Here is a 25345-nt window from a genome sequence, read left to right on the forward strand (position 1 = left end):
GGCACCCTTCTTCTATCGGGGCGTCAGCTCACGAGTTCAGCTGAATACATGAGGTTGACGTGCCTGACCGTCCTCTCCACGGTCCTTTCGAGATCTTTGAGGCTGAAGTGCCCGCTGGGGTCGGTGTTGGTCAGCGGGTCGCCGTTGCCGTAGCCGTACCGGTTGGCGTTGATCGACGGGACCGGGTTCAGCGTCCACGTGTCGCGGGAGGAGAACCCGCCGGTGGACGGGTCGTACCAGCGGGAGGCCTCCGCACCCGAGCCCGTCACCTCGGTGAGGCGGCCCAGCGCGTCGAACGTGCGCTGCACGCCCACGCCACCCGGCTTCAGCTCCTGTCAAGTCCGGCACCCTGGAGTCCGCCACCGCGTACGCGCAGTCCGACCTCGGCGGGGCAGCGGGCGCCGACGGCGACGCCTTCGGCATCGCACTGGCCCACTGAGCGGAGTTGCGCCGCACGTACCATGTGACGGCCGTGTGCTCCTGCTCAAGTTGCTGCCCGCCCTACGCCGACCAGTACCTCGATCGCGTCAAGAGGCAATGGGCTCGACGTGGACCGCCAACCGGCTCAAGAGCCGTGAACACCCGCCCGGCGAACGTTCGCGGTCACAGCACTGCGTCCCCAGCAGTTCCAAGGTGGGCCCCGTCGGTCGCGGGAAGGCGGGCGCCACGGCTCTCGGCGATGCGGTGCACATCGGTGAGCGCCTCGCTCATCCTCGCCAGCAGGTAACGGAGTTGCCCGGTCGTCACCCGGCGGTCGGCCAGCATGTCCGCGGCGTGTCCCAGGAGCTCGGCCGCCATGCCGAGCTGCACCGACTCGATGTCGTCGGCCAGGCGCGAAAGGTAGCCGGTTCCGTCCGTCACCAGGTAGCAGCGCTTGCCGTCCGGGCCCGCCCAGGGCAGCAGGCGCGCGCCGTGGGTCCGGTCCGTCATCGCGCCACTCCCAGGTTGCGGATCGCGCCAGGCCCGAGGTCGATGCCATGGACCGCGAGCCGCAGCACCCGTCTCCGGGCCCGCCGCCGCGGTGCCTCGCGGTGCTGCTCGTGGGCGAGGAGGTAAGGGCGGACCAGGGCGTTGTCCTCGCCGCACAGCGGGCGGAATACGTGGCGGTGAACGGCCGGACCCTCGGTCGACGGTGCCGCGGGGCTCGATTCCGCCGGGCCCGCGACGAGACGGTGGCGCCCCGTGGAGGGAAGCAGGAACCGCAGCAGCGGCTCGAAGAAGCGGGCGATACGGTGACTCATGTCGTCAACTCCGCTGTAGTTGGTGGCCATGCCCCCGGACCGGTCGCACGGTCGCGGGGGTCTCGCTTTCTGTAGCGATCCACTCACAGCGTGAGACGGACGGGGCTAGGCTCGCCAGGGGGCAACGGGTGACGAAGCACTGGTCACAGAGGAGTTGACGCGGTGGGCAGCATCTACGGCGACTGGCTCAAGGAACAGCGGGAGACGGCCGGGCTGACACAGCAGCAACTGGCGGACATGGCGATCATGACGCGTTCGCACATCGCCCACATCGAGGCGGGCCGCCGCATCCCGTCCAAGGAGGACGCACGGCGCCTGGATGCCGCCTTGAACACGGGGAACGTGCTGAGCAGTTTCCTGCCGCAGGACGATGCGGCCGTCGCCGACTACTTCGAGGTGGTACGGCCGCTCGAACAACAGACCGTGAGGATTGCGGAGTTCGCGCTGTCCTTCGTCCCGGGCATCCTCCAGACGGAACGGTACGCGCGTGCGGTTCTGAGCACGTCGTTCCCTCCGGTGAGTGACGAGGAGCGTGACAGGCGCGTCGTCACACGCCTTGAGCGCGCCAAGATCCTCGACGACCCGGTGACACCCGTCGTATGGGCGCTGCTGGACGAAGCGGTGCTACGACGCATCGTGGGTGGCCAGGAGGTGATGGCCGAACAGATCACGCACCTTGCCCAGCTGGTGGAAAGCAACCGGGTGCGCGTGCATGTACTGCCATTCGGCGTCGGCGCGTACCAATTGCTTCAAGGCATGCTCACGCTCATGTGGTTCGAGGACCAGCCGCCGCTGGCGTACTCAGAAGGTGTCCACGTGGGCAAGGTGCACGACTCCCCCGGCGTAGTCACGCGACTCCAGGGCGCCTACCATTTGGCGCTGAGCGACGCGCTGTCGTTGAAGGAGTCGCTCGCCATGCTGAAGGCGATTGCGAAGGACTATGGACGCCGTCACTGAACCCACCATCCCGGACGGCGCTTCGCTGTACGGCTGGCGCAGGTCGACGTACAGCGGCCCCGAAGCCGGCAGCTGCCTGGAGATCATCGATGGCCATGCCCGCGGCGTCCCCGTACGGGACTCCAAGGTCCCCCACGGCCCCGCGCTCGTCTTCTCGGCGGCCGGTTGGGCGTCGTTCGTCGCGGCCGTGAAGGACGGCACCCGGTAGCCGCTACCGCACCGCACCCGCCCCCGTGCCGAACCGCACCTGGGACAGGTCGTCCTGGGTGGCGTCCGCCATGGGGGTGGAGATGGCGGCCTGGGCGTCGTACTTGTCCTTCACCAGCGTCCGCAGCGGGGCGTGGCGCGGCACGAGGATCTCCACCCGATCCCCGGCCCTCGCCGATACCCTCACCGTCGCCGTCCCGGTCGGCCGCTGTCCGCGCGTCCGTTCCACGCCGCCTCGGCCAGCTCCCACAGGGCGAGCGGCCGACCGGACCGCTCGCCGGTCGGTGTGCTGCTGATCCCGCACAGCACTGGCCAGTGCCAGGTGGAGCAACTGCTGGCGGACTACCGGGACGCTCGCCTCGCGCGTGCGGACCGGCAGTGCACCCCGGGCGATGGCCTCCCTGCGGAGCCTGGCCATCGGTACGCTCCGCCTGGCGGGGCGGGACAACATCACCGAAAGCTTGCGCCATCACGGGCGGGACATGACTCGGCCGCTGGCGACCCCTCGGACTCACGTGATCGTTCCCGGCCGATCGCGAGAACGACGGAGCCCTGGGGGCCGGACAGTGCTCAAAGGGCTCGCTCATGGCATCGTGGCGTGCCAAGGCTGCGCCCATCGCATCGAAAGAGGTAGTACCACCATGCCCGATTCCAGCATCTCTGAGTTGATTCAGCTCTCGGATGAGGAGCAGGGCATCACCCTGCACATCATTGAAGGGATGAGTCTCTCCGGGTCTGACCGGTACGACGCCCTCCGTGCCGAGATCCTGGTCAGCACCGAATTCGTCAGTGGCCGCGTCGAGTTGTACCTCAACGCTCACGACCTCGACAGCTGGGCCGATGTGCTGGACTCCGTGGACGCCGGCCGCAAGGCAACCTGGCTGGAGAGCGGCCGTTCTCCCCGCGTCATGGTCGCTCCTGACGAGGAAAGCGAGAGCGGGTGCACTGAGGTCAGCGTCTACGACGTCACCGGCTCGCAGGTCTTCGTCACCGTACCCATCGTGACCCCGCCCGACTGGATCGGCCGTCACCGTCGACTTCTCACGGAGATCAGGAACCGGTTCCCCCTGGTGCGGTGAGGAGGGGGGAGGGAGCACGAGCGCCCCTCCCCCAGTCCGCTACGTCCCCGTCGGGGTGTTCTTCACGACGATCGACTCGTCTGTGCCCCCGTTCCCGATCGCGTACAGCCTGGTCTCGTACGGGATCAGTGAATCGCCGTCGTATTGAGGAACAGCGAGGTAGTAGATCCGTTCGCCGCCGCTGATGTGTCCGGCAATGCCATCCTCAAAGTTCTTCTGAATAACGGAGTTCGGGATGGTGTACTGGGGTACGAGATTGCGCATCTCCGTCCCGCTGCCGCCGAGCTGCCGACCGATCAGGTGGCCTCTGGCGAGTCCCTTGCCCTTCGTGTAACCCACCGGGTCGTGCTTGCCATCGCGACGGGTGTCACTGCCGACGAGGTCGGTGTCCTTGTCGTCAGGCCGGGCGCCCCGTCCCGTCAACTTGATGGCGTCCTGCTGCAGGCACCCGACAGCGCCCGTGGCCCGATTCAGGTTGTCGAGCGGATGGTAGTAGATCCAGCTCGTGTTGTTCGACGTGCAGTTCTCCTCTTGGTCCTCCCAGCTCTCGACGAACTGAGCGAACTCCTCCCGGTAGGACGAGCCCTCCTCCGGACGCGGGAACATCTTGAAGTAGCCGCGCAGCTTCTCTTCCGACAACTCCAGGTCCTTCTGCGCCCGCTCGAAGGAGTCGTCGACGAACTTCTGGTACTCGTCGTCCACCTGGCCTTTGTTGGTGGGCCGGGCTTGCGGTGTGGACAGGATGTCCGCGATGATCTTTGGCCAGTCCGGCGGGGGCGGGGGAAGTTTCTTCGCGTGGTGCGGATTCTTGTAACTGACGCTGCAACCCCGGGCGCAGCCCCCGCCGCCGCCGACACCGGTCCCGCTGCCGCCACCGCCAGCGCCACCGCCACCGCCAGGACCGCGGCCAGGACCGGGGGCGGTCCCCGAGTCACGGCCGGGGTTCTTGTTGGGGTGTGTGACCTGGCCCCAGCGGGTCTTGGGCTTGTTCGTCAGCTGCTTGTACAGGTCGTAGCCGTCCATGGCCCAGCCGACCGGGCCGAGCAGCTTCCTCCCGGTGAAGCGCAGCACCTTGCCCGGGTGCTTGACCACCCAGCGTCCGGCCGACCACAGGCCCCGCTTGACAGTGGAGGTATTGACGTGCCTGACCGTCCTCTCCACGGTCCTTTCGAGATCTTTGAGGCTGAAGTGCCCGCTGGGGTCGGTGGTCGTCAGCGGGTCGCCGTTGCCGTAGCCGTACCGGTTGGCGTTGATCGACGGGACCGGGTTCAGCGTCCACGTGTCGCGGGAGGAGAAGCCGCCGGTGGCCGGGTCGTACCAGCGGGCGGCCATGTCCACCTGACCGGTGTCCGGGTCGGTGTAGCCGCCCTGGTAGCCCAGCGCACCCTGCGTGCCGGACCGGGCCGTGACCTGGCCGAACGGGTCGTAGCCGGTGGATGCGTCCAGCGTGCCCGTGGCCGGGTCGAACGAACCCGTCACATCGCCGTGCAGCAGATCCGCCAGGACCGAGGCCGCGCCCGTGCCGTCCGCGTTCGCCGTGGACAGAGCGCCGCCGGACGGGCCCCGGGCGATCAACCGGCCGCCGCCCGCCACCAGGTTGTTCGACTGGCCGGCGTACGTCAGCGATGCCGTGCCCCGCTTCACCAGGCGGCCCAGCGCGTCGTAGGCGTACACGGTGCCGTCCGCCGACGCCATCCGCTCCAGCGCATCGAACGCCGCCGAGTGCGAACCGCCCGCATCCGTAGTGCCCGTGCGGGTGCCGCGCGCCGAGTACGTGTACGTCGTCGCGCCGGAGGAGAGCAGACGGTTGCGCTCGTCGTAGGTCGCCGTCACTCCGCCCGCGCTGGTGCGGTTGCCCGCCGCGTCCCACGTGTAGGCGGTGACCGTGCCACCCACACCGGTCCAGCTCGTCAGGCGGCCCGCCCAGTCGTAGCCGTAGGACTGGCCGCCCGAACCCGCCGTCCCCGTCGACGTCTTGGACGTCAGGTGGGAGGCCGCGTCGTAGCCGTAGGCCACCGACGCCGTACTCGTACCGCCCGGCGCCTTCAGAACATCCGAGGTCAGGCGGTCCAGGACGTCGTGGCCCAGGGTGCGGGTCGCGCCCGTGGAGCCGTAGGCGATCGAGGACAGACGGGAGGCCGTGTCGTAGCCGTACGTCTGCGTCGTCTGCGTCAGCGGGTCCGCCGCCGAGGCCAGCCGGCCCGCACCGTCGTAGGCGAAGGTGGCCTGGCCCGCCGCGTCCGTGCGGGCGGTCAGCCGGCCCTCCTCGTCGTACGAGAAGGTCGCGGTGCCCGCCGGGCCGCCGGAGGACAGCAGGTCGCCGCGGTCGTCGTAGGCGAAGGTGTCCGTGCCACCCGGCGCGCTCGCCGAGGTCAGGCGATCGGCCTCGTCGTAGCCGAAGGTGTCGGCCGTGGTCGACGCCTCCGCACCCGAGCCCGTCACCCCGGTGAGGCGGCCCAGCGCGTCGAACGTGCGCTGCACGCCCACGCCACCCGGCTTCAGCTCCTGCACCGGCTGGTCGGCCTTGTCGTACACCATCGTCCAGGTGCGGTCCGCGGCGTTCGGGTAGGCCGTGGTGGACGGCTCCACCACCGACTCCGGCATGCCGTGGCTGGTGAACGTGTACCAGGTGATCAGGGAGCGGCCGTCGGTCAGGCGGGTGCGGTTGCCCGCTGCGTCGTAGCCGTACGTCGTCGTGATCGACGTCGACGCGTCGACCGGTTCCACCAGCCGGGTCAGGCGGCCGAGCGCGTCGAACGACTGCGTGACCGTGTGGTCCAGCGCGTCCGTCACCGCGACCGGGTTGCCGTCCTCGTCGTAGGAGGAGGACCTGGAGCGCACGACAGTGCCCGTGGAGTCCTCGTCCGCGACCTGTACGGCCCGGCCCGCCAGGTCGAACGTGGTGCGGGTGGTGCGGCCCTGCGGGGCCGTCACCGACGCCGGCAGGCCCGTCGGGCCGTAGGTATACGTCGTCACACCGCCCGCGGTGTCGGTGACCGTGAGCGGGTCGCCCGCCGGGGTGTAGGTGCTGGAGGTGGTCAGACCGGTCGGGCTCGACGTCGACAGCGGGTTGCCGGCGTCGTCGTAGGCCAGCGTCGTCGTGAACGCGCCCTGCGCCGGATACCGCTCGATCTCGGTGGCCGAGACCTGGCGGCCCAGGTCGTCGTAGGTGGCCTCGGTGCGGGCGCCCGTGGGACCGGTGGCCGACAGCTGCTCGCCCAGCAGGTCGTAGGTGAAGGTCGACACCGGGGCCGGCGCGCCCGACGCCGGGGCCGGCTGCGTGGCCTTGGCCAGGTTGCCGAGCTGGTCGTGGGTGTAGGTGGTGGTGTTGCCGAGCGCGTCGGTCTCGCTCGCCAGGTTGCCCTGGGTGTCGTAGGTCTGGGTGACCTGGGACGTCAGCGGGATGGTGGCACCCGGCGGGGTGTAGTCGGGCAGCGTGGTGCTGGTGGTACGGCCCAGGCGGTCGTACGCGGTGTGCGTGACGTCGCCGTTCGGGTCCCGGACGTCCGTGAGGTCGTCGAAGGTGTTGTAGCCGGCGGTGGCGGTCGGGCGGGCGGTGGCCGCGGTCTGGCCCTCGGCCTCGACCGTGACGGGCGGGGACTGGGTCTCGACCAGGCGGCCGAGCTCGTCGTAGGTGTAGTCGCTCGTGTACGCGGCCGGGTCGGCGCCCGTCGCGTTGCCGCGCGGTGAGGTCTCGGTCAGGGTCTGGCCGAGGTCGGAGACGGTGCGTGTGGTGACCAGGTCGTCGGTGCCGTTCTCGACCGTCGCACGGATGATCGCGCCGATGGTGTCGCGCTGGTAGGTGACCTTCTCGGTGCGGGTGCCGCCCGCGCCGGTACGGATCGCGGTGAGCACCGCGTCGCCCGCGTCGTAGGTGTAGGCGGTGCGGCGTGCCAGGCCGACCGGGTCCAGGACGGTCGCCGTGGTGCGGCCCGCGGCGTCGGTCTCGTAGGCGGTGGTGACCTTGCCGTTGCCGGTGGTCTCACCGGCCAGGTGCCCGGCCGGGTCATAGGTGCGGTCGCTGAGGACCAAGTCGCGCGTGGTGCCGTCGGGGTTGTGGAAGCCGACCAGGATCTGCTGCGCCCGCAGGCCGTCGTCGTAGTAGGTGGAGCGGGTGGTGCGGCCCATCGCGTCGGTGTGCTCGGCCAAGCGGCCCGCCGGGTCGTACGCGTAGGAGTCCAGCACCACGTCCTGGGCGGGGGACGGGTTGTTCGGGTCGCCGGTGTAGTCCGCCAACGTGGCCGTGGCGAGCTTGCCGAGGGCCGTGTACGTGTAGCGGTAGGTGTACGAACCCGTCCTGCTGCGGGTGACCTGGTTGCCGTAGACGTCGTAGGTGTAGTTCTCGATCCCACCCTCGGCGTCGGTGAGGGCGGCCAGGCGGCCGTGCGTGTCGTAGCCACGCAGGGTGGTGCGGGTGGCGTCGCCGCCCACCACATCGGCCACCGACTCCGTCAGCGTGTTGCCGTCCGGGTCGTAGGTGTATGTGGTCTTCGCCTGGTGCTGGATGCCGGTGATCCGGTTGGTGGTGACCGGGCCGGTGACCGTGACCGGGCGGGACTCGCCGTCGTAGGCGGTGCTCGTGGTGACGCCGTCTGGATACGCGTCCGAGATGAGCTTGTCGCCGGTCTCGCGGCCCAGTGCGTCGTAGGTGTACCCGGTGACCACGCCCGCCGGGTCGGTGACCTGGGCCAGGTCGCCGGCCGTGGTGTACCGGCGGGTCGTCACCCCGCCGCGCGCGTCGACGGTGGTGGCCGGCAGCCCCGCCGGGACCGTGCCGCCGCCGACCGCTGCCTCGGTGCCGTCGGTGTAGGTGTGGCTGACCGTGCGGCCCGAGGGGAAGTCCGCGGTGGCCGGGGTCGTGGTGGAGGTCCGGTCGCCGTACGTGTCGTAGGCGTACGTCGTCTTGTAGGCGTCGTCGCTCGCGCTGGACGAGCGGGCGTCACGCACGGCGGTCAGCTGGTCGTTGCGCGGGTCGAGCGGGTCGGCCGCATTCAGGTAGTAGTCGTAGTACGAGGTGTGGCAGGTGCTGCTGTCGGCGGCGTCGCGGCAGGTGGTCTGGGAGACCTTGTTGCCGCGTGTGTCGTTGCCCAGGCGGGTCACCGTGCCGTCGGGGCCGGTGGTGGCCGCCAGGTAGCCACCGGTGTCGTAGGCGTAGCCGGAGGTGTTGCCCAGCGCGTCGGTCTGGCCGACCAGCCGGTTGCCCTGGAGCGGGTCGTAGGTCCAGTTCGACCGCCGGTTGTCCGGGTCGGTGACCGTCACGGTGAGCGTCGGCCGCCCGGCCACCGCCGGCTGGCCATCGCCGGCGGGCTGGTCCTGCGTGCCCGTCAGCTGGTGCGCGGAGAGCTGGTAGGTGCCGCCGTCGGCGTCGGTGTAGGAGGAGACCCGGTCGCGCACCGTGTCGTAGTCGACTTCGGCGTGCGCGCGTCCGCTGGGCAGGGTCACCTTGGTGAGCTGCTGCGCGGCGGTGCCGGCTGCGTGGTGCTCGGCGATGGTCCGGGCGCCCAGCGGCCGGGCGTAGACGGCCACCTCGTCGATGTCACCGGCGAAGTAGTGGGTGCCTGAGGCGACGCCCATCCACCCCTGGTTGCCCCAGCCCGCGCCGAGGAACGCGTACTGGCCGTCCCGCATGACGATCTCTCCGGCGAGACTGCCGACTGCGGCGCCGTCCAAGTACAGCGTCTGGGTGTTGCCCGCCCCGGTCAGGGCGATGTGATGCCAGGCGCCGTCCGTGACGGACTGGGCGGACACGATGGGCTGCGTGCCCGCGTAGTCGGACGTGTAGAACTGGCCGCGCAGTCTGCCGTCCGCATCCACGTTCAAGAACGGGCTGTACTGGGACGGCTGGGTTCCCACAGTGGCGTTCTGCAGCGTGGCCAGGACCCCGGGGACGGTCGTTCTGAACCACATCTCGACGGTGAGGAACGGACTGTCGGTCAGCAGTTGGTCGGGCAGTTCGAGGTACGACGTAGTCCCGTCGAACGTCGCCGCCGTGTCCATGCTGCCCGCCAGGGCACCCGCGGAGCCGAGCTGGACGTCGCGGTAGCCGCCGGCGTGGTCGTCGCGGTCGAGCGGCAGGTCGCTGGCCGCGTCGGTGGCGCCGTCCGTCTCGCCCAGGCGCCAGTAGGAGAACGGGCCGGCGTCCCGGACGACGGTGCGGTAGTGCGAGCCGGCGCCGTAGGTGTACGCGGTGCAGGTGCCGAGGGAGTCCTCCGGACCGCAGACCGAGGTCAGCTTGTCGCCGTCGTAGGTGTACGTCCAGGTCAGCGGGTTGGCACCGGTCTCGGGGGCGTCCGTGGTGACGGTCGAGACGTGGCCTGCCGACCAAGTCAGGTGCAGGGCGCGGCCGCCGGTGGCGGTGACCGTGGTCAGGTCGCCGGAGGTGGCGTCGTAGGCCAGGGTCTGGACGCGGCCCCGGAAGTCGGTGACGGAGGTGATCCGGCCGTCGGCGTCGAAGACGTAGGTCGTCTGCTCCTTGTCGGTCAGCTTCCAGCCTCCGCCGGTGACGGCGGTGAGGGTGGAGAAGCTGCCGTACGGGGGTGCGTAGGTGCCGTCGGGGTTCCTGCCGAAGCGGACCTGGCGGCCCGACGGCAGGGTGGCCACCACATTGCCGGTGCCGTCGTCGTCCGGCTCGATCCGCATGTCGTAGCGGGTGGTCCAGCCGGCGCCGAAGGCGTTGTCGGTGCGCGGGTCGCGGCTGTTGTAGGTGCGCGTGACGGTCAGGCCGGGGCCGGCCGTGGCGACCTGCGCGTCGGTGGCGGTGGTGGTGTAGTTGCCGATGCCGGGGTCGACCTCGCGCCCGGAACCGTCCACGCCCTGACCGCCCAGGTGGGAGGTGATGGCGGGCTGCTCGACCGCGGTGGTGAAGGTGTAGAAGGGGCTGAGCGGGGTCGCCAGGCCGTTCTCACGCGCCTTGACCCGCCAGATGTACTGCTTGCCCCAGGTGAGCTTGTTCGCGGGGACGTTCCAGGTGCGCTTGGTCAGCCAGCCGGAGTTCACGCAGTTCACGGGCGCGTCGGCGGTGCCTTCGCAGACCTCGAAGTAGTAGTCGAGGGCGGCGCCCGCCGGGTAGTCGTCGATGGACTCGGCGGACATGTACAGCGCCGGGGTCAGGCTGCCGACCTGGCCGCCCGGGTGCGGGTAGACGTCCGTGATGCGCGGACCGACGTCCTGCGAGGTCATGGTGACCGTGGCGACGGGCACGGACTCGCTGGAGAACCACTTCTGGTCCCGCAACCGCTGCACATCGAAATTGATCTTGTATGTGCCGGGTGACAGCGGGGGTATGCGGGCGTTGAGGGTGGCATCGTCGCCGGGGGTGAGGCGCTCGTTGAGACGGGTGAAAGCCTCCTGGCTCATCAGTGCGCCGGTGCTGTAGTCGCGCACCCGGGCGCCCAGGCGCACCTCGTTCCAGCCGAGCGGCTCCCAGGTGAAGTCGCCGAGGTTCTTGACGTTGACCGTCACCTCGCCGCTCTGGCCGCCGGTCAGCGGGGCGGTCTGCGAACCGACCGTGTACTGCGCGCCGTAGCCGCTGTGCGTGACCGCCAGGTATGGCTTGTTGGCGGAGTTGGCGCTCCCGAACCGCTTCCAGGGACCGGAGGTGGTGAAGTCGGCCCAGATGGCGAGGCCGTAGTTGGCGACCGAGCCGTTGACCCAGTTCTCGACCAGGTCGGTGCCCGTCTGACCCAGGTCGATGACGCGCCACTTGGCGCCGCTGGTGCAGCCGGTGCCGTAGGCGAAGGAGTCGGCGGCGATCAGGTTGTTGTAGCTCGGCGGCCGGTTGTTCCAGGTGACCGTGGTGGATGTCCACGAGCCGGTGACCTGGCGGACCGTCATCTGCTGGGCGGTGCAGCTGGACGACCAGACGTTGTACAGGCCGAGGTCGGCGTTGAGGATGTAACGGTTCTTCAGCTGGCTGCCGACGTTGTCGAACCGCATGTAGCTGATGGCCTTGTTGGTGCCGGCGTCGTAGCTGCCGATCTTCAGCTCGTCGTCACCGGCGAAGTTGCTGTCCGGCCAGGTGTTCTGGACGAAGGAGTCTCCGTTGGTGTCGACGTCGGCGACGCTCGGGTCGACCCGCACCGGGAACTTCCGGCCGGGCGAGTCCAGCCAGGCGTCGTCCAGTTCGACCCTCAGCGACCAACGGCCGTCACGCTCGACCAGGCGGTAGTCGACGCCGCCGGAGAGGGCCGGGCCGCCGGTCTTCGGATCACGGGAGGAGTCCTCCATCCATCCCTTGGGGATGACGGCCTGGACCGTACCCACGGCGTCCTTCAGCAGGACCGCGCCGTGTGCGCCGAGTGACGGGGTGAGCCCCCCGAGGTCGAGCGGGAACGTCCACTCGCGCGGCGCGTCCGCCGAGTTCAGGACGATGGTCTCCTTGACGCTGCCATGGACCGCTTCGAGCGTCAGGTCGGCGTCGCGCCGGATGTCCGGGTAGCGGGCGGTGTCGCCGTGCACCTTCACCGCGGCGCCGGACGCCCCGGTGAGGCGGAAGCCGACGCGGTGCCGGCCGTGGTCGACGGTCAGCGAGGCCAGTTGAGTGTCGTCGCCGCGCGGGGCGAGTGACAGGCCGGTGTCATCGGAGGCGGCGGCCAGCCGGTCACCTTCGGCCGTCACCGCTGGCGGCGCGCCCTTGGCCTGCCCGGCCGGGACCAGCGAGGTGTCGATCTCGCGCCAGGCGCCGGAGGTGTCCCGATAGTGCACCGGCTCGGTGTAGAAGTGCGTGGTGCGGGTGCCGTCCGGGTTGCGGAACTCCTTGGACGTCGTGCTGCGTTCGCCCAGGAGCTCGACGCTGCGCTCGGGGTCGTATCGGCTCGGACCGTTCCGGTCGCCGCCCGTGGTGCTCGGACTCAGTTCCGCGTTCTTCAGCTCCGGCTCCACGGGGGTGAAGCCGGTGCCGGAGTCGTACAACGGCAGGGCGTGCTTGCCCGCCTTCAGCTCGCCGGGGTCGAGCTTGTTGCGGCCGGTGGCATCGGTCCGCGCCGCGCCGACCTCGTGCTTCCTGCCCGCCGCGGTACCGGTGCGCTGCTCGGGCGACTTCGTGTCGGCCCAAGGCGCGGCGGCCTGGGCGAACGGCGTCAGCGCGGGAGCGGGCAGCAGGGTCGTACACAGCGCCAGCAGCACACTGCCGGATGTCAGAGCGGCGGCACGCGCGGGACGCCGCACGCGCCCGGCGCCACGACGCCGAAGACCCACGAGCGAACGCCGGCGAGGGTTGCTGGCCACGGAACTCCTTCAAACCACAAGGCCGATCGCCCGCCCACGCGGACACACGTGTGCGGACGACCGGCCGGAAGCTGGCATGGCGGGCGAACCGTTGCTCAACGGCGGGCACACCCGGGCGGCGTACACGTTAAATGATCAGTACCGCCACGAAAGTCCGATCACCACAACAGATTCATAACAAGATCACACGAACATCTCACTTTTGGCAGCTGGGGCACTCTGCCTCAATCACTCCAACTCGCCGGTATTGCTGATGACTTGAAGCGAGGCGCGCCGCTCCCTGATGCCCCGGCACCCATCGGCGGCCGTGATCAAGTCGAGATCGGCCCGGGGATACTCTGCGCCCCGGTCGCGGTATGCGACCCGCGGCCATCGCGGCGGTGCCCCTCGGCGCTGCGCCGGAACGCAACGCAACGGCCGCCTGGGAGCGGATGAGTGAGGGACGGTCATGGCCGAGAACGAGGACGGGAGCAAGACCCTGGACCAGGCCGACGAGGTGGCCGACGACGGCGCCGCAAGCCCGGCGCGCCGCAGGTACCGGCCCAAGACCTGGCAGGTGCTGGCCGCCCTGCTCGCCTGCACGGGCGTGGTCACCGCCGTCGTTCTCACCGCCGGCTCCACCGCCGCCAAGCCGTACGACTTCAACGGCGACGGCTACCCCGACCTCACCATCGGCATACCCGGCGACACGGTCAACGGCCACCCGCGCGCCGGGTCGGTCCTCGTCGCCAACGGCACCTCCACCGGCCCGGCCGGCACCTCGCTCCTCGTCAACCAGGACTCCACAGGCGTCCCCGGGTCCGCCGAGGACGACGACAGCTTCGGGCAGTCGGTGGCCAGCTGCGACTTCGACAGCAACGGCTACGCCGACCTGGCGGTCTCCTCACCGCTGGAGGCCATCGACACCACCCAGGGCGCGGGCATGCTCACCGTGCACTACGGCGGCTCGAGCGGGATCAACGGCTCGACGACCGAGGCCTTCACCGAGGACACCGCCGGCTACCCCGGCACCGTCGCCTGGGACGAGGTCTTCGCCTACTCCCTGGCCGCCGGGGATGTCAACGGCGACGGCTACTGCGACCTCGCCATCGGCCAGCCCCTCGACAACGCGGGCGGCCGGTCCAACGCCGGTACCATCAAGCTGATGTTCGGCACGTCCACCGGCCTCAACGCCGCCGACACCATCCAGATCGACCAGAACACGGCCAACGTCCCCGGCGTCCCGGAGGCCGAGGACCGCTTCGGCGAGCAGCTCGCCATCGCGGACGTCGACGGCGACGGCGTCGGCGACCTGATCTCCGCCACCATCGGCGAACAGATCTCCGGCAGTTCGGACCGCGGCTCGCTGCACATCCTCTACGGGCCCATCGAGAACGGCGCCCCGGCCGCCGGCAGCTACATCGACGCCGGCAACGTCACCGGCATCGGCGAGTTCGCGGGCAGCGCACTGGCCGTCGGCCACTTCAACGACGACACGTACGCGGACGTCGCCGTCGGCGTCTCCGACCAGGAGGTCGGCACCAAGGGCGCCGCCGGGCGGTTCGCCGTCTTCTACGGCAGCGCGCAGGGCCTGTCCGCCGCCAGCCGCGTCAAACTCTTCGACCAGGACTCACCCGGCATCTCCGGCTCCCCCGAGACCGAGGACTACTTTGCCTCCTCCCTCGCCACGGGCGACTTCGACGGCGACGGCGTGGACGACCTCGTCATCGGCATGCGCAGCGAGGCCATCGGCTCCGCCACCGGCTCCGGCGCCTCGATGATCCTCTTCGGCAACGCCACCGGCGGCATCACCACCAAGGGCGCGCTGTGGATCGACCAGGACACCACGGGAGTACCCGGGACCGTCGCCGTGGCCGACCACTTCGGCTGGACCGTCGGCGCCCTGGACACCGACGGCAACGGCCGCGTCGAGCCCCTCATCGGCGCCCCCGGCAACGCGGCCGGCACCGTCACCGTCCTCAAGGTCAAGCCCGGCACCCTGGAGTCCGCCACCGCGTACGCGCAGTCCGACCTCGGCGGGGCAGCGGGCGCCGACGGCGACGCCTTCGGCATCGCACTGGCCCACTGAGCGGAGTTGCGCCGCACGTACCATGTGACGGCCGTGTGCTCCTGCTCAAGTTGCTGCCCGTTCCAAGGTGGGCCCCGTCGGTCGCGGGAAGGCGGGCGCCACGGCTCTCGGCGATGCGGTGCACATCGGTGAGCGCCTCGCTCATCCTCGCCAGCAGGTAACGGAGTTGCCCGGTCGTCACCCGGCGGTCGGCCAGCATGTCCGCGGCGTGTCCCAGGAGCTCGGCCGCCATGCCGAGCTGCACCGACTCGATGTCGTCGGCCAGGCGCGAAAGGTAGCCGGTTCCGTCCGTCACCAGGTAGCAGCGCTTGCCGTCCGGGCCCGCCCAGGGCAGCAGGCGCGCGCCGTGGGTCCGGTCCGTCATCGCGCCACTCCCAGGTTGCGGATCGCGCCAGGCCCGAGGTCCACGCCCTGAACCGCGAGCCACAGCACACGCCGCCGAGCCCGCCGCCGCGGTGCCTCGCGGTGCTGCTCGTGGGCGAGGAGGTAAGGGCGAACCAGAGCGTTGTCCTCGCCCCGCAGGGGAGGGGATGCGCTACGAACGGCCCGACCCGCGGTCGGCGAGGTGGGCGGCCCAGGTTCCGCAGGGGCGGTAACGAGGCGGTGGCGCCCCGCCGACGGAAGCAGCAGCCGCAGCAGCGGCTCGAAGAAGCGGGCGATACGGTGACTCATGTCGTCAACTCCGCTGTAGTTGGTGGCCATGCCCCCGGACCGGTCGCACGGTCGCGGGGGTCTCGCTTTCTGTAGCGATCCACTCACAGCGTGAGACGGACGGGGCTAGGCTCGCCAGGGGGCAACGGGTGACGAAGCACTGGTCACAGAGGAGTTGACGCGGTGGGCAGCATCTACGGCGACTGGCTCAAGGAACAGCGGGAGACGGCCGGGCTGACACAGCAGCAACTGGCGGACATGGCGATCATGACGCGTTCGCACATCGCCCACATCGAGGCGGGCCGCCGCATCCCGTCCAAGGAGGACGCACGGCGCCTGGATGCCGCCTTGAACACGGGGAACGTGCTGAGCAGTTTCCTGCCGCAGGACGATGCGGCCGTCGCCGACTACTTCGAGGCGGTGCGCGTTCTCGAACAACAGGCGGTGATGATCCGCGAGTTCGCCCTGGCGTACTTCCCGGGCATCCTCCAGACGGAGAAGTACGCACGTGCTGTTCTGGGTTCGGCGTTCCCTCCGGTGAGTGAGGAGGAGCGTGACAGGCGAGTGGTCACACGCCTTGAGCGAGCGAAGATTCTCGGAGATCCGGTGACGCCCGTGGTGTGGGCGCTGCTGGACGAGACCGTGCTGCGACGTCCCGTGGCCAGCCGGGACATCATGGCCGAGCAGATCATGCACGTCGTCCGTCTCGCCGAGACTGGACGTATCCGCGTACACGTGATGCCGTTTGGATTGGGCCTTCATCCGCTGATGGAAAGCATGCTCACCCTGATGTGGTTCGAGGACCAGCCGCCTCTGGCATACGGTGAGGGCCTGCGGATGGGGAAGTTGCACGATTCCCCAACCGTGGTCCGCGAGTTGCAGACCCGATACGATCTCGCGCTCAGCGACGCGCTGCCGCTCAAGGAGTCACTGGCCCTGCTGAGAGCCACTGCGGAGGACTACGGACATCATGACTGACCGAGCCATCCCGAACACTGCCGTGCTGAGCGGCTGGCGCAAGTCGTCCTACAGCGATCCGAACGGCGGCAGTTGTCTGGAAGTCCTCGATGGGTACCCGTCGGGCGTCCCCGTACGGGACTCCAAAGTCCCGCACGGCCCCGCGCTCGTCTTCTCGGCGGCCGGTTGGGCGTCGTTCGTCGCGGCCGTGAAGGACGGCACCCGGTAGCCGCTACCGCACCGCACCCGCCCCCGTGCCGAAGCAGTGCCGCTCGCCGTTGCGTACGAGGCAGGCCCGCACCTGGGACAGGTCGTCCTGGGTGGCGTCCGCCATGGGGGTGGAGATGGCGGCCTGGGCGTCGTACTTGTCCTTCACCAGCGTCCGCAGCGGGGCGTGGCGCGGTACGAGGATCTCGACCCGGTCCCCGACCCTGCCCAGATCGATGCGTGCCCACACCGCCCCGCAGACCACGCCGCGCCGGATCTTGACAACGGTGCCGCCGGGGAAGCGCTCCTTGCGCAGCGTCACCGGCGGGGGCGCGACGCCGCACCCGTATGCCTCCGGGTCCTTGCCGGTGCAACTGCTGCCGTGGCACCCCTTCGCCGCGGCGGCGGGTGTCGAGGGCGCGGCTTCTGCGTGTGTGCCGCCACCCGCGCCGAAGACGCCGGCGGCCGCCAGTGACACACCGAGCGCGACGACGGCCGCAGCGCCCAGGACCGCGGCGAGCGTCCCCGGGCGAAGGCGCCGTCCCCCGCCGTCTTCGTCACCGGGCGCGGCCTCCCAGACCGGTGCAGGCGCGGCCGCCGTCGCCGTCCCCGGGTCCGCCTCCGTCACGGTCCCGGGGGGCCGGCCACCGGCCGCGCGTCCGCTCCACGCCGCCTCGGCCAGCTCCCACAGGGCGAGCGGCCGGCCGGACCGCTCGTCGGCCAGCTCGCACAGTTCCATGACGGCCTGCCGGGGCGGGACGGTCTTGCCGTTGAGGTAGCGCTCCCAGGAGGACTTGCTGTACGGGGTCTTCGCCGACAGCGCGGCCAGGCTCAGCCCGGTCCGTGCGCGCAGGCCCCGCAGGGCCTCCGCCAACCGGTCGCACTCCACCGGCCGGTCATTGGTCGTCATTTCCGCAGTACTCCCCAGGTGTCCTCGCCGATCACGCCGTCGACGGAGAGGTGCGACCTCTCCTGCAGCCGTTTCACCGCCCGTTCGGTGTGGGTGCCGTACGCCCCGTCCGCGATGCCGGGCGAGAGGCCGTGGTGGCGCAGCAGGCACTGGGCCTCGACGACGGCCCACTGGGCGGATCCACTGCCGATCAGGTCGGTACGGGTCCTGCTGTACCCCGCGTACAGCAGGCCGTCCTTGTCGCGGCGCACCGTGCACGGGTAGTCCTTGCCTGCCCGGAACACGAACGCCCCCTTCCCCGGGGCCGCCGCTGACGAGGCGCCCACCGGGACCGCCCGGCCGTCGCGCGCCCCGCCGTCGTCCCACGGCGCGGCCACCACCAGTGCGGTGAGGCCCGCCGCGATCGCGGCCGCGGCCGCGACGGACGCGAGGGCCCAGCGGCCCCGGCCGCGCCCCGGCAGACCGCGGTCGCCGCCGCCGTCCTCCGCCCGCCCCGGCGTCTCCTCGGCGGGCGCCTGCCGCGGACCGGTCCCGGCGTCGTCGCCCGCTTCCACGGCCACCTCGTGCAGCGCCAGCAGCCGGGCCGGGTCGGCGTCGCAGGCCCGGGCGAGCGCGGCCACCGCCTGCTGCGGCGGTATCGCCCTGCCGTTGAGGTAGCGGTCCCAGGAGGAGCGGCTGTAGCCGGTCTTGGCGGCCAGCGCCTCCAGGCTGAGCCCGCTGTGGTCCTTGACCCTACGGAGCTGCACGACGAGTTGCCGCACCCGCGGATCCATCGAGGCCGGTAGGTGTTTCCAACGAGACATGTCCCACCCCATGTCTGCCTGCTCGCCACGTCTCAAGAAGGATGCCCCGGAATGCCGAGCCGGTTGCGGGGCCCGACCGCGCGAGCCACACTTTCGGCCGCCTCGCCGGCCTCCCGGCGTCCCGCCGGTGCCTCACCGCACGAGACGTCCCCGCAGGTCGGACGGGGGGACGTCCCGCTTGCGGGGCATCTCGCGGGTGATCCTGGCGCACAGGTGGTGCCGGGGCGCACCGTCGGTGGTGCACGACGGGCGGCGCGGCCCACCCCGCGCCGCCCCACCCACCGCAACGACCTGAACAACGGGGAGCACCTCATGGTCATCGGCACAGCGCGCAAGTCCCTCGGTATCGGCGTCGCCACGCTCGCCCTGCTGGGCGGCGCCGCGACCGGCGTCGCCACCGCGTCCTCCGGCTCCGCGACGGGCACCGTCCACGCCCGCGCCGCGGCACAGCAGAGCACCGGCGCAGTGTCCGCCGCGGCGAAGACCTGCACCTACAAGAGCGGCTTCGGCTTCTACTGCGGCTACTACAAGGGCCACGCGACGGTCCGCCTGGGCAGCAGCGGCGCGGCCGTCAGGGAGGTCCAGGCGCTGATCAACCAGACGACCGCCTACAAGCCCAAGCTGGCCGTCGACGGCCAGTTCGGCTCGAAGACCGAGAAGGCCGTGGTCTGGTTCCAGACGAAGTACCACGTCAAGCCCTACGACGGCATCGTCGGCCCGAAGACCTGGAAGGAGTTCCGGTTGAAGTAGCCCGCCCGGAGCTGCCGCACCGCGCGGCGGTCCGTCCTTCACGGGGGGAGGACGGACCGCCGCTTCACCGTGGCGGCTGCCGGCCGACTCTTGGCCGGAAATTGACGGCCCGTCAGCCAGTTCTGGCGGCGCCGGTCCGGCCGGAGTTCCGGCACGCCGCGCCGCGTGGGTCACTTCGTCCCGGCCTCCCCTCCGGCGCGGGCCGCGGCGATGCGGCGGGACATGAGGGTCGTCAGCTCGTAGGCCGTGTGGGACGCGGCGATCGAGGTGATCTCCGCGTGGTCGTAGGCGGGCGCCACTTCGACGACGTCAGCGGAGACCAGATCGCAGGACGCGAGGCCGCGCAGTATCTCCAGGAGTTCGCGCGAGGTCATGCCGCCGGCCTCGGGCGTGCCGGTGCCGGGGGCGTGCGCCGGGTCCAGCACGTCGATGTCGATGGAGATGTAGAGCGGGCGGTCGCCGATGCGCTGCCGCAGCTGGTCGGCGACCTCGTCGGCGCCGCGCCGGTAGACATCGGAGGACGTGACGATGCCGAAGCCCATCTTCTCGTCGTCGGTGAGGTCCTGCTTGCCGTACAGCGGGCCGCGGGTGCCGACGTGGGAGAGCGCGGAGGTGTCGAGGATGCCCTCCTCGACGGCGCGGCGGAAGGGGGTGCCGTGCGTGTACTCGGCGCCGAAGTACGTGTCCCAGGTGTCGAGGTGGGCGTCGAAGTGCAGGAGTGCCACCGGGCCGTGCTTCTTCGCCACCGAGCGCAGCAGCGGCAGGGCGATGGTGTGGTCACCGCCGAGCGTCATCAGGCGGGCGCCCGTGCCGAGCAGTTCGTCGGCCGCGGCCTCGACGGTCTCCACGGCCTCGTGGATGTCGAACGGGTTGACGGCGATGTCGCCGCCGTCCGCGACCTGCGCCAGGGCGAAGGGGGAGGCGTCCTGCGCGGGGTTGTACGGCCGCAGCAGACGGGACGCCTCACGGATCGCGTTGCCGCCGAAACGGGCACCGGGGCGGTAGGAGACGCCCGCGTCGAAGGGCACGCCGACGACGGCGACGTCCGCGGTGCCGACCTCGTCGAGGCGGGGCAGCCGGGCGAAGGTCGCCGGTCCCGCGTACCGCGGGACGCGTGAGGAGTCGACGGGGCCGCGGGGCCGGCTGCCGTCTGCTGCGGAGTTCTCGGTGCTGCTCATCGTCGGGCTCCTCCGGTCAAGGGTGTCTCCTCCAGTGTGTGTGTTCGCGGACCCGCGGCCGGGGCCCCGGGCGCGGCCGACGTGCGGGGGCCGGGGCATCGGGGTCGGACGCCCCGGTCGCGGGCTCCTGCGCGGACGTCGCGCCGCGGCCCGCGAGCGGCTCGCACCCGGCGTCCGGCACGACCTCTCGGCGGGCGTTCGAGGGTCGACCCTAGGTGTCCGCAAGACGCCGCGGAAGTGTACGTTTCATCCATCGCGACCCCATGAGATGGAGGAAACGTCCATCATGCCGGACCCGTCGCCGCAGACGTCCGCGCCCGCGGTGCCGCCCAACCCGCCGGTACCGCTGTCGGCCCTGCTCGCCCGGGAGGACCTGGCCCTGCGGCAGATCGCCGGACCGAAGGACCCCGGCATCGTGATCCACTGGGCGCACGCCTCGGAGATGGCGGACCCGACCCCGTATCTGCTGGGCGGCGAGCTGCTGCTGTCGGCGGGCGCGCACATCCCGGAGGCCGCCGGGCCCGAAGCGGGAGCGGGGCCTGGAGCAAGGCATGAGGCGGGGCCCGGACCGAAGCCTGGCCCAGAGTCTGGGCCGGGGCCAGGGCCGGGGCCAGGGCCTGGGCCTGGGCCTGGGCCTGGGCCTGGGCCTGGGCCTGGGCCTGGGCCTGGGCCTGGGCCTGGGCCTGGGCCTGGGGACCATTTCGACGCGTACGTCTCGCGGATCGTGGCGGTGGGCGGCGCGGCACTGGGTTTCGGGGTGGCGCCGGTGCACGACACGGTGCCGGAGGCACTGGCCGCGGCCTGCGACCGCCATGGGCTGCCGCTCCTTGAGGTCCCGCCGCAGACGACGTTCTCGGGCGTGGCCCGGGCCGTGGGGCAGCTGATGGCCCAGGCGCGCGTGGCGGAGCTGCGTCGCGTCAGCGAGGCCCAGCAGAGCCTCGCCGCGGCGGCGGCCCGCCCCGCCCCGGTCCCGGCAGTGCTGCGCCGACTGGCCCGGTGGGTGGGCGGCCGGGCCGTCCTGTACGGGCCGGACGGCGCCGAAGCGGCGGGAGCGGGGCGGGCTCCGCGGACGGCGGTCCGGGCACTGGGCGAGCTGGCGGGCGTGGTGCGGCCGCAGGGCCGGGGGCCGTGGCCGAAGGGTCCGGCCGGGCATGCGCACACCCCCTCTTCCGCCACCGACACCGTCGAGGGCACCCATCTCGCCGCCTACGCCCTCGGCACCGGCCGGGGCTTCGTGCTCGGGGTGGCCTCCCCGCGGCGCGATCCGGGCGACCACACCATCTCCTCGGTCGCCGCGGTGCTGCTGTCGCTGCTCACCGGCGAGCACCAGGGCGCCGGCGGCGCGGCCCAGGCGTCGGCGCTCGTCCGGCTGCTGCTCGGGGCCCCGGCGACGGCGGTCGCACCGCTGCTCGGCGCGGAGCGGTGGGTCGTGGTGCACGCGCGGCCCGCCGGGGAGGGGCCGGCGCCGGACGCGATCGCCGCCTCGACGCTCGGCGCGGCGCTGGGCTCGACGCTCGTGGACACGGCCGGTGACGTGGTACGGATCCTGGTGCCCGCCGACCGGGAACCCGCCGCGCAGCCGGGCTGGATCCTCGGCGTCAGCACCGCGGCGGGGCCGCGGGAGTGGCCCTCGGCCGACGCGCAGGCGTCCCGCGCGCTGGCCCGTGCCCGCGCGACCCGCACACCGCTGGTGCGCCACGGGGAGCGCACGGTGCTGGCCGACCTGGTGCCGCCCGCGCAGGCGGAACTGCACGCCCGGACGCTGCTCGCACCGCTCGCCGCGTCGCCCGCGCTGACCGAGACGCTGCGTACCTGGCTCTCGCTGCACGGCAGTTGGGACCGTACGGCCGTGGCGCTCTCCGTCCACCGCAACACGGTCCGTCAACGCATCGGCCGCTGCGCGGCGTTGCTGGGGACGGACCTGGACGACCCGGACGTACGCATGGAGCTGTGGTTCGCACTGAGACGGGCGGGGCGGGGCTGACGGCGGGACACGCCCCGGCGTGCTGCTTCCGCCGAGTGACGCGCGTCCCACGCCGCGGAACATCGGCTGCTCCGGCTCGGTGCGACGGCAGAATGGAGCCATGCCGATACCCGGGACGCCCAGCCGCGCCGAGCTCGTCGACCACCTCGTACGGACCCGTATCGCGGGCGATGTCGCCACGCCGCGCGAGAACAACCTCTCCCACTACCGCAAGCTCGCGAACGGCGACCGCGCCTTCTGGCTCGGCCTGGACTTCGGCGACCGGTGGAGCGACGAGCAGGACGTCCTCGCGGTGATGGCGGAGCGCTGCGGCGTCAACGACGATCCCGAGTACCGCTATGGCCGCGACACCATCGACCCGGAGCTGACGGTCGGCGCCCTGGAACGGCTGGCGGCCCGCCTGCGCAAGGCCGCCGAGGGCGAACAGCGCGTCCTGTTCGCCACCGGTCACCCCGGCGGTCTCCTGGACGTCCACCGCGCCACCGCCGCGGCCCTGCGCGCGGCCGGCTGCGAGATCGTGGTCATCCCGGACGGACTGCACACGGACGAGGGGTACGTGATGCAGTTCGCGGACGTCGCCGTGCTGGAGCACGGGGCGAGCCTGTGGCACACCCACTCGCCCGAGCCGATGCGCGCGGTCCTGACCGGCCTGGAGCGCGAGGGCCGCCCGCTGCCCGACCTGGTGGTCGCCGACCACGGCTGGACGGGCTGCGCGGGCCGGCTCGGCATCGACTCCGTCGGGTACGCCGACTGCAACGACCCGGCGCTGTTCCTCGGAGAGGCCGAGGGGACCGTCCAGGTGGCGGTGCCCCTCGACGACCACGTCGTGAGTCCCCGCCACTACGACCCGCTGACGGCGTACCTGCTGAACGCGGCGGGGCTGGGGGCCGCGGGCTGACGGGCGGCGGGGCCGGGACCGCGGGCCCGAGCCGCAGGCTGACAGGCGTCAGCCGAACGCGGCGGGGCCGCAGGCCGCAGGCCGCAGGCCGCAGGCCGCAGGCCGACAAGCGTCAGCGGGGAACGCGGACCACGCCCTCCTGGATCACCGATACGGCCAGCCGCCCGTCCGGCGTGTAGATGCGGGCCTGGCCGAGCCCGCGCCCGCCGTAGGCGGACGGCGACTCCTGGTCGTACAGCAGCCACTCGTCGGCCCGGAACGGGCGGTGGAACCACATCGCGTGGTCCAGGGAGGCCCCGACGACGTCGCCGACGGCCCAGCCGCCGCGCCCGTGCGCGAGCAGGACGGAGTCGAGGAGCGTCATGTCGGAGACATAGGTGGCGAGGACGACGTGCAGCAGCGGCTCGTCGATGGCGCCCTCCAGCTTGCCGTTGGTGCGGAACCACACCTGGGAGTGCGGCTCCCGCGGCTCGCCGAACCTCCCGTAGGGAGGCTCGTCGACATAGCGCAGGTCGATCGCCTCGCGCGCCTGGAGGAACCGTTCCACCACGTCGGGGGCGAGGTGGTCGTAGCCGCGCAGCCGCTCCTGCGAGGTGGGCAGGGTGGCGGGGTCGGGCGCGGGCGGCATGGGGGCCTGGTGGTCGAGGCCCTCCTCGTCCGTCTGGAAGGACGCCGACAGGCCGAAGATCGGCTTGCCGTGCTGGACTGCGACCACCCTGCGCGTGGTGAAGGAGCGGCCGTCGCGGATGCGGTCGACCTCGTAGACGATGGGCGCGCCCGGGTCGCCCATCCGCAGGAAGTACGCGTGCAGGGAGTGGGCGTGCCGGTCCACGGGGACCGTGCGCCCGGCGGCGACCAGCGCCTGGGCCGCCACCTGCCCGCCGAAGACGCGCGGGACGACGGCGGACCGGGACTGGCCGCGGTAGATGTTCTCCTCGATCTGCTCCAGGTCGAGCAGATCGAGGAGCTCCTGTAGTGCCTGGCTCATGGGTCGGTCGTGTCGGCCGGTGCTGTCGCCCGGTCTACAGGCCCATGTCCTTGGCGATGATCGTCTTCATGATCTCGTTGGTGCCGCCGTAGATGCGGTTGACGCGGTTGTCGGCGTACAGGCGGGCGATCGGGTACTCGTTCATGAAGCCGTAGCCGCCGTGCAGCTGGAGGCAGCGGTCGATCACGCGGTGGGCGACCTCGGTGCAGAACAGCTTGGCGCTGGCGGCCTCGGCGGGGGTCAGCTCGCCCGCGTCCAGGGCCTCCAGGGCACGGTCGGCGACCGCCTCGGCGGCGTCCACCTCGGCCTGGCAGGCGGCCAGTTCGAACTTGGTGTTCTGGAAGTGCGCGACCGGCTTGCCGAAGACGGTGCGCTCCTGGACGTACTGCTTGGCGAACCGGACGGCCGCCTTGGCCTGGGCGTAGGCGCCGAACGCGATCCCCCAGCGCTCGGAGGCCAGGTTGTGGCCGAGGTAGGAGAAGCCCTTGTTCTCCTCGCCGAGCAGGTCCTCGGCCGGGACCTTGACGTCGACGAACGCCAGCTCGGCGGTGTCGGAGGTCTTCAGGCCGAGCTTGTCGAGCTTGCGGCCGACGGAGTAGCCCTCGGACTTGGTGTCGACGGCGAACAGGGAGATGCCGTGGCGGCGGTCCTCGGCGGTGGGCGCGGAGGTACGGGCGCACACGATGACCCGGTCGGCGTGCACACCGCCGGTGATGAAGGTCTTGGCGCCGTTGAGGACGTAGTGCGTGCCGTCCTCGGAGAGCTTGGCGGTGGTCTTCATGCCCGCGAGGTCGGAGCCGGTGCCCGGCTCGGTCATCGCGAGGGCCCACATCTCCTCGCCGGTGACGAACTTCGGCAGGTAGCGCTTCTTCTGCTCGTCGGTGGCGAGCATCTTGATGTACGGCAGGCCGAGCAGGACGTGCACCCCGGAGCCGCCGAAGTGGACGCCCGCGCGGGCGGTCTCCTCGTAGATGATCGCCTCGAACTTGTACGAGTCGATGCCGGCGCCGCCGTACTCCTCGTCGACGCGGATGCCGAAGACGCCCAGCTCGGCGAGCTTGTAGTAGAAGTCGCGCGGCGCCTGGCCCGCGGCGAACCACTCGTCGTAGACCGGCACGACCTCGGCCTCGATGAAGGCGCGCAGGGTCTCCCGGAACGCCTCGTGATCCTCGTTGAACACCGTACGGCGCACCGCGCCACCTCCACCTGGGCTATGTCTAAGCGCTTGCTCAGAGAGCACCG

At 71.4% G+C, this 25345-nt stretch carries 19 protein-coding genes and 1 pseudogene; 9 read left to right on the top strand and 11 right to left on the bottom strand.

What is annotated here, in order from left to right; all coding sequences use genetic code 11:
- Positions 1-23: 23 nt before the first annotated feature.
- The 3 genes from ACFSL4_RS27585 to ACFSL4_RS27595 form a co-directional block, all read right to left on the bottom strand.
- Positions 24-308, bottom strand: a complete 285-nt coding sequence (locus ACFSL4_RS27585; RefSeq protein WP_381088439.1) for an RHS repeat-associated core domain-containing protein — start codon at positions 306-308, stop codon at positions 24-26.
- A gap of 295 nt (positions 309-603) precedes the next feature.
- Positions 604-930, bottom strand: a complete 327-nt coding sequence (locus ACFSL4_RS27590; protein WP_381088442.1) for a hypothetical protein — start codon at positions 928-930, stop codon at positions 604-606.
- Positions 927-1241, bottom strand: coding sequence for a hypothetical protein (locus ACFSL4_RS27595; RefSeq protein ID WP_381088445.1), 315 nt, complete (start codon positions 1239-1241; stop codon positions 927-929). The genes ACFSL4_RS27590 and ACFSL4_RS27595 overlap by 4 nt, the downstream gene beginning before the upstream one ends.
- Before the next feature lie 162 nt (positions 1242-1403).
- Here ACFSL4_RS27595 and ACFSL4_RS27600 point away from each other — a divergent pair, with 162 nt between their 5' ends.
- Together ACFSL4_RS27600 and ACFSL4_RS27605 are read left to right on the top strand one after the other, a co-directional pair.
- The gene (locus ACFSL4_RS27600; protein ID WP_381088448.1) at positions 1404-2198 is read left to right on the top strand and encodes a helix-turn-helix domain-containing protein; all 795 of its coding nucleotides are present in this window, start codon (positions 1404-1406) and stop codon (positions 2196-2198) included.
- The gene (locus tag ACFSL4_RS27605; RefSeq protein WP_381088450.1) at positions 2182-2406 is read left to right on the top strand and encodes a DUF397 domain-containing protein; all 225 of its coding nucleotides are present in this window, start codon (positions 2182-2184) and stop codon (positions 2404-2406) included. Before ACFSL4_RS27600 ends, ACFSL4_RS27605 begins: the two co-directional genes overlap by 17 nt.
- Positions 2407-2409: 3 nt before the next feature.
- On the opposite strand, the gene ACFSL4_RS27610 is transcribed toward ACFSL4_RS27605, so the two are convergent.
- The gene (locus ACFSL4_RS27610; RefSeq protein WP_381088452.1) at positions 2410-2550 is read right to left on the bottom strand and encodes a hypothetical protein; all 141 of its coding nucleotides are present in this window, start codon (positions 2548-2550) and stop codon (positions 2410-2412) included.
- Between the two features lie 496 nt (positions 2551-3046).
- On the opposite strand from ACFSL4_RS27610, the gene ACFSL4_RS27615 reads away from it, so the two are divergent.
- Entirely contained in the window at positions 3047-3484 is a 438-nt protein-coding gene (locus tag ACFSL4_RS27615; RefSeq protein WP_381088455.1) for a DUF5959 family protein, read from the top strand.
- 39 nt (positions 3485-3523) lie between these two features.
- Here the strand turns inward: ACFSL4_RS27615 and ACFSL4_RS27620 are convergent, their stop codons facing one another.
- Positions 3524-12709 carry a DNRLRE domain-containing protein gene (locus ACFSL4_RS27620; RefSeq protein ID WP_381088458.1) on the bottom strand — a complete coding sequence of 3062 codons (9186 nt, stop codon included), beginning with the start codon at positions 12707-12709 and terminating at the stop codon, positions 3524-3526.
- Between the two features lie 448 nt (positions 12710-13157).
- Here ACFSL4_RS27620 and ACFSL4_RS27625 point away from each other — a divergent pair, with 448 nt between their 5' ends.
- On the top strand, positions 13158-14777 hold the full coding sequence (locus tag ACFSL4_RS27625) for an FG-GAP repeat protein (RefSeq protein WP_381088461.1): 1620 nt from the start codon (positions 13158-13160) through the stop codon (positions 14775-14777).
- 82 nt (positions 14778-14859) lie between these two features.
- Here ACFSL4_RS27625 and ACFSL4_RS27630 read toward each other — a convergent pair.
- Positions 14860-15141: pseudogene (locus tag ACFSL4_RS27630) on the bottom strand (hypothetical protein); the annotation flags it as partial.
- Between the two features lie 470 nt (positions 15142-15611).
- On the opposite strand from ACFSL4_RS27630, the gene ACFSL4_RS27635 reads away from it, so the two are divergent.
- Both ACFSL4_RS27635 and ACFSL4_RS27640 read left to right on the top strand, forming a co-directional pair.
- The gene (locus tag ACFSL4_RS27635; protein WP_381088464.1) at positions 15612-16406 is read left to right on the top strand and encodes a helix-turn-helix domain-containing protein; all 795 of its coding nucleotides are present in this window, start codon (positions 15612-15614) and stop codon (positions 16404-16406) included.
- Positions 16399-16614, top strand: coding sequence for a DUF397 domain-containing protein (locus ACFSL4_RS27640; protein WP_381088467.1), 216 nt, complete (start codon positions 16399-16401; stop codon positions 16612-16614). The genes ACFSL4_RS27635 and ACFSL4_RS27640 overlap by 8 nt, the downstream gene beginning before the upstream one ends.
- Before the next feature lie 3 nt (positions 16615-16617).
- On the opposite strand, the gene ACFSL4_RS27645 is transcribed toward ACFSL4_RS27640, so the two are convergent.
- Both ACFSL4_RS27645 and ACFSL4_RS27650 read right to left on the bottom strand, forming a co-directional pair.
- On the bottom strand, positions 16618-17502 hold the full coding sequence (locus ACFSL4_RS27645) for a helix-turn-helix domain-containing protein (protein WP_381088470.1): 885 nt from the start codon (positions 17500-17502) through the stop codon (positions 16618-16620).
- A complete protein-coding gene (locus ACFSL4_RS27650) occupies positions 17499-18263 on the bottom strand; it encodes a helix-turn-helix domain-containing protein (protein WP_381088473.1) in 765 nt (254 codons plus the stop codon). Before ACFSL4_RS27650 ends, ACFSL4_RS27645 begins: the two co-directional genes overlap by 4 nt.
- A 354-nt stretch (positions 18264-18617) precedes the next feature.
- Here ACFSL4_RS27650 and ACFSL4_RS27655 point away from each other — a divergent pair, with 354 nt between their 5' ends.
- Positions 18618-19055, top strand: coding sequence for a peptidoglycan-binding domain-containing protein (locus ACFSL4_RS27655; RefSeq protein WP_381088476.1), 438 nt, complete (start codon positions 18618-18620; stop codon positions 19053-19055).
- A 170-nt stretch (positions 19056-19225) separates the two neighbouring features.
- Here the strand turns inward: ACFSL4_RS27655 and speB are convergent, their stop codons facing one another.
- Positions 19226-20233: an agmatinase gene (gene speB, locus ACFSL4_RS27660; protein ID WP_381088479.1), complete on the bottom strand. Its 1008-nt coding sequence runs from the start codon at positions 20231-20233 to the stop codon at positions 19226-19228.
- Between the two features lie 268 nt (positions 20234-20501).
- Here speB and ACFSL4_RS27665 point away from each other — a divergent pair, with 268 nt between their 5' ends.
- Positions 20502-22217, top strand: coding sequence for a helix-turn-helix domain-containing protein (locus tag ACFSL4_RS27665; RefSeq protein ID WP_381088482.1), 1716 nt, complete (start codon positions 20502-20504; stop codon positions 22215-22217).
- Between the two features lie 100 nt (positions 22218-22317).
- Entirely contained in the window at positions 22318-23115 is a 798-nt protein-coding gene (locus ACFSL4_RS27670; protein ID WP_381088485.1) for a phosphatase, read from the top strand.
- A gap of 112 nt (positions 23116-23227) precedes the next feature.
- Here the strand turns inward: ACFSL4_RS27670 and ACFSL4_RS27675 are convergent, their stop codons facing one another.
- Complete coding sequence (locus ACFSL4_RS27675) at positions 23228-24103, bottom strand: acyl-CoA thioesterase (RefSeq protein ID WP_381088488.1); 876 nt, start codon at positions 24101-24103, stop codon at positions 23228-23230.
- Positions 24104-24137: 34 nt separating this feature from the next.
- The gene (locus ACFSL4_RS27680) at positions 24138-25295 is read right to left on the bottom strand and encodes an acyl-CoA dehydrogenase family protein (RefSeq protein WP_381088491.1); all 1158 of its coding nucleotides are present in this window, start codon (positions 25293-25295) and stop codon (positions 24138-24140) included.
- Positions 25296-25345 lie beyond the last annotated feature (50 nt).

The sequence above is a fragment of the Streptomyces caeni genome (genome assembly GCF_042678285.1).
GTDB classification, from domain to species: domain Bacteria; phylum Actinomycetota; class Actinomycetes; order Streptomycetales; family Streptomycetaceae; genus Streptomyces; species Streptomyces caeni.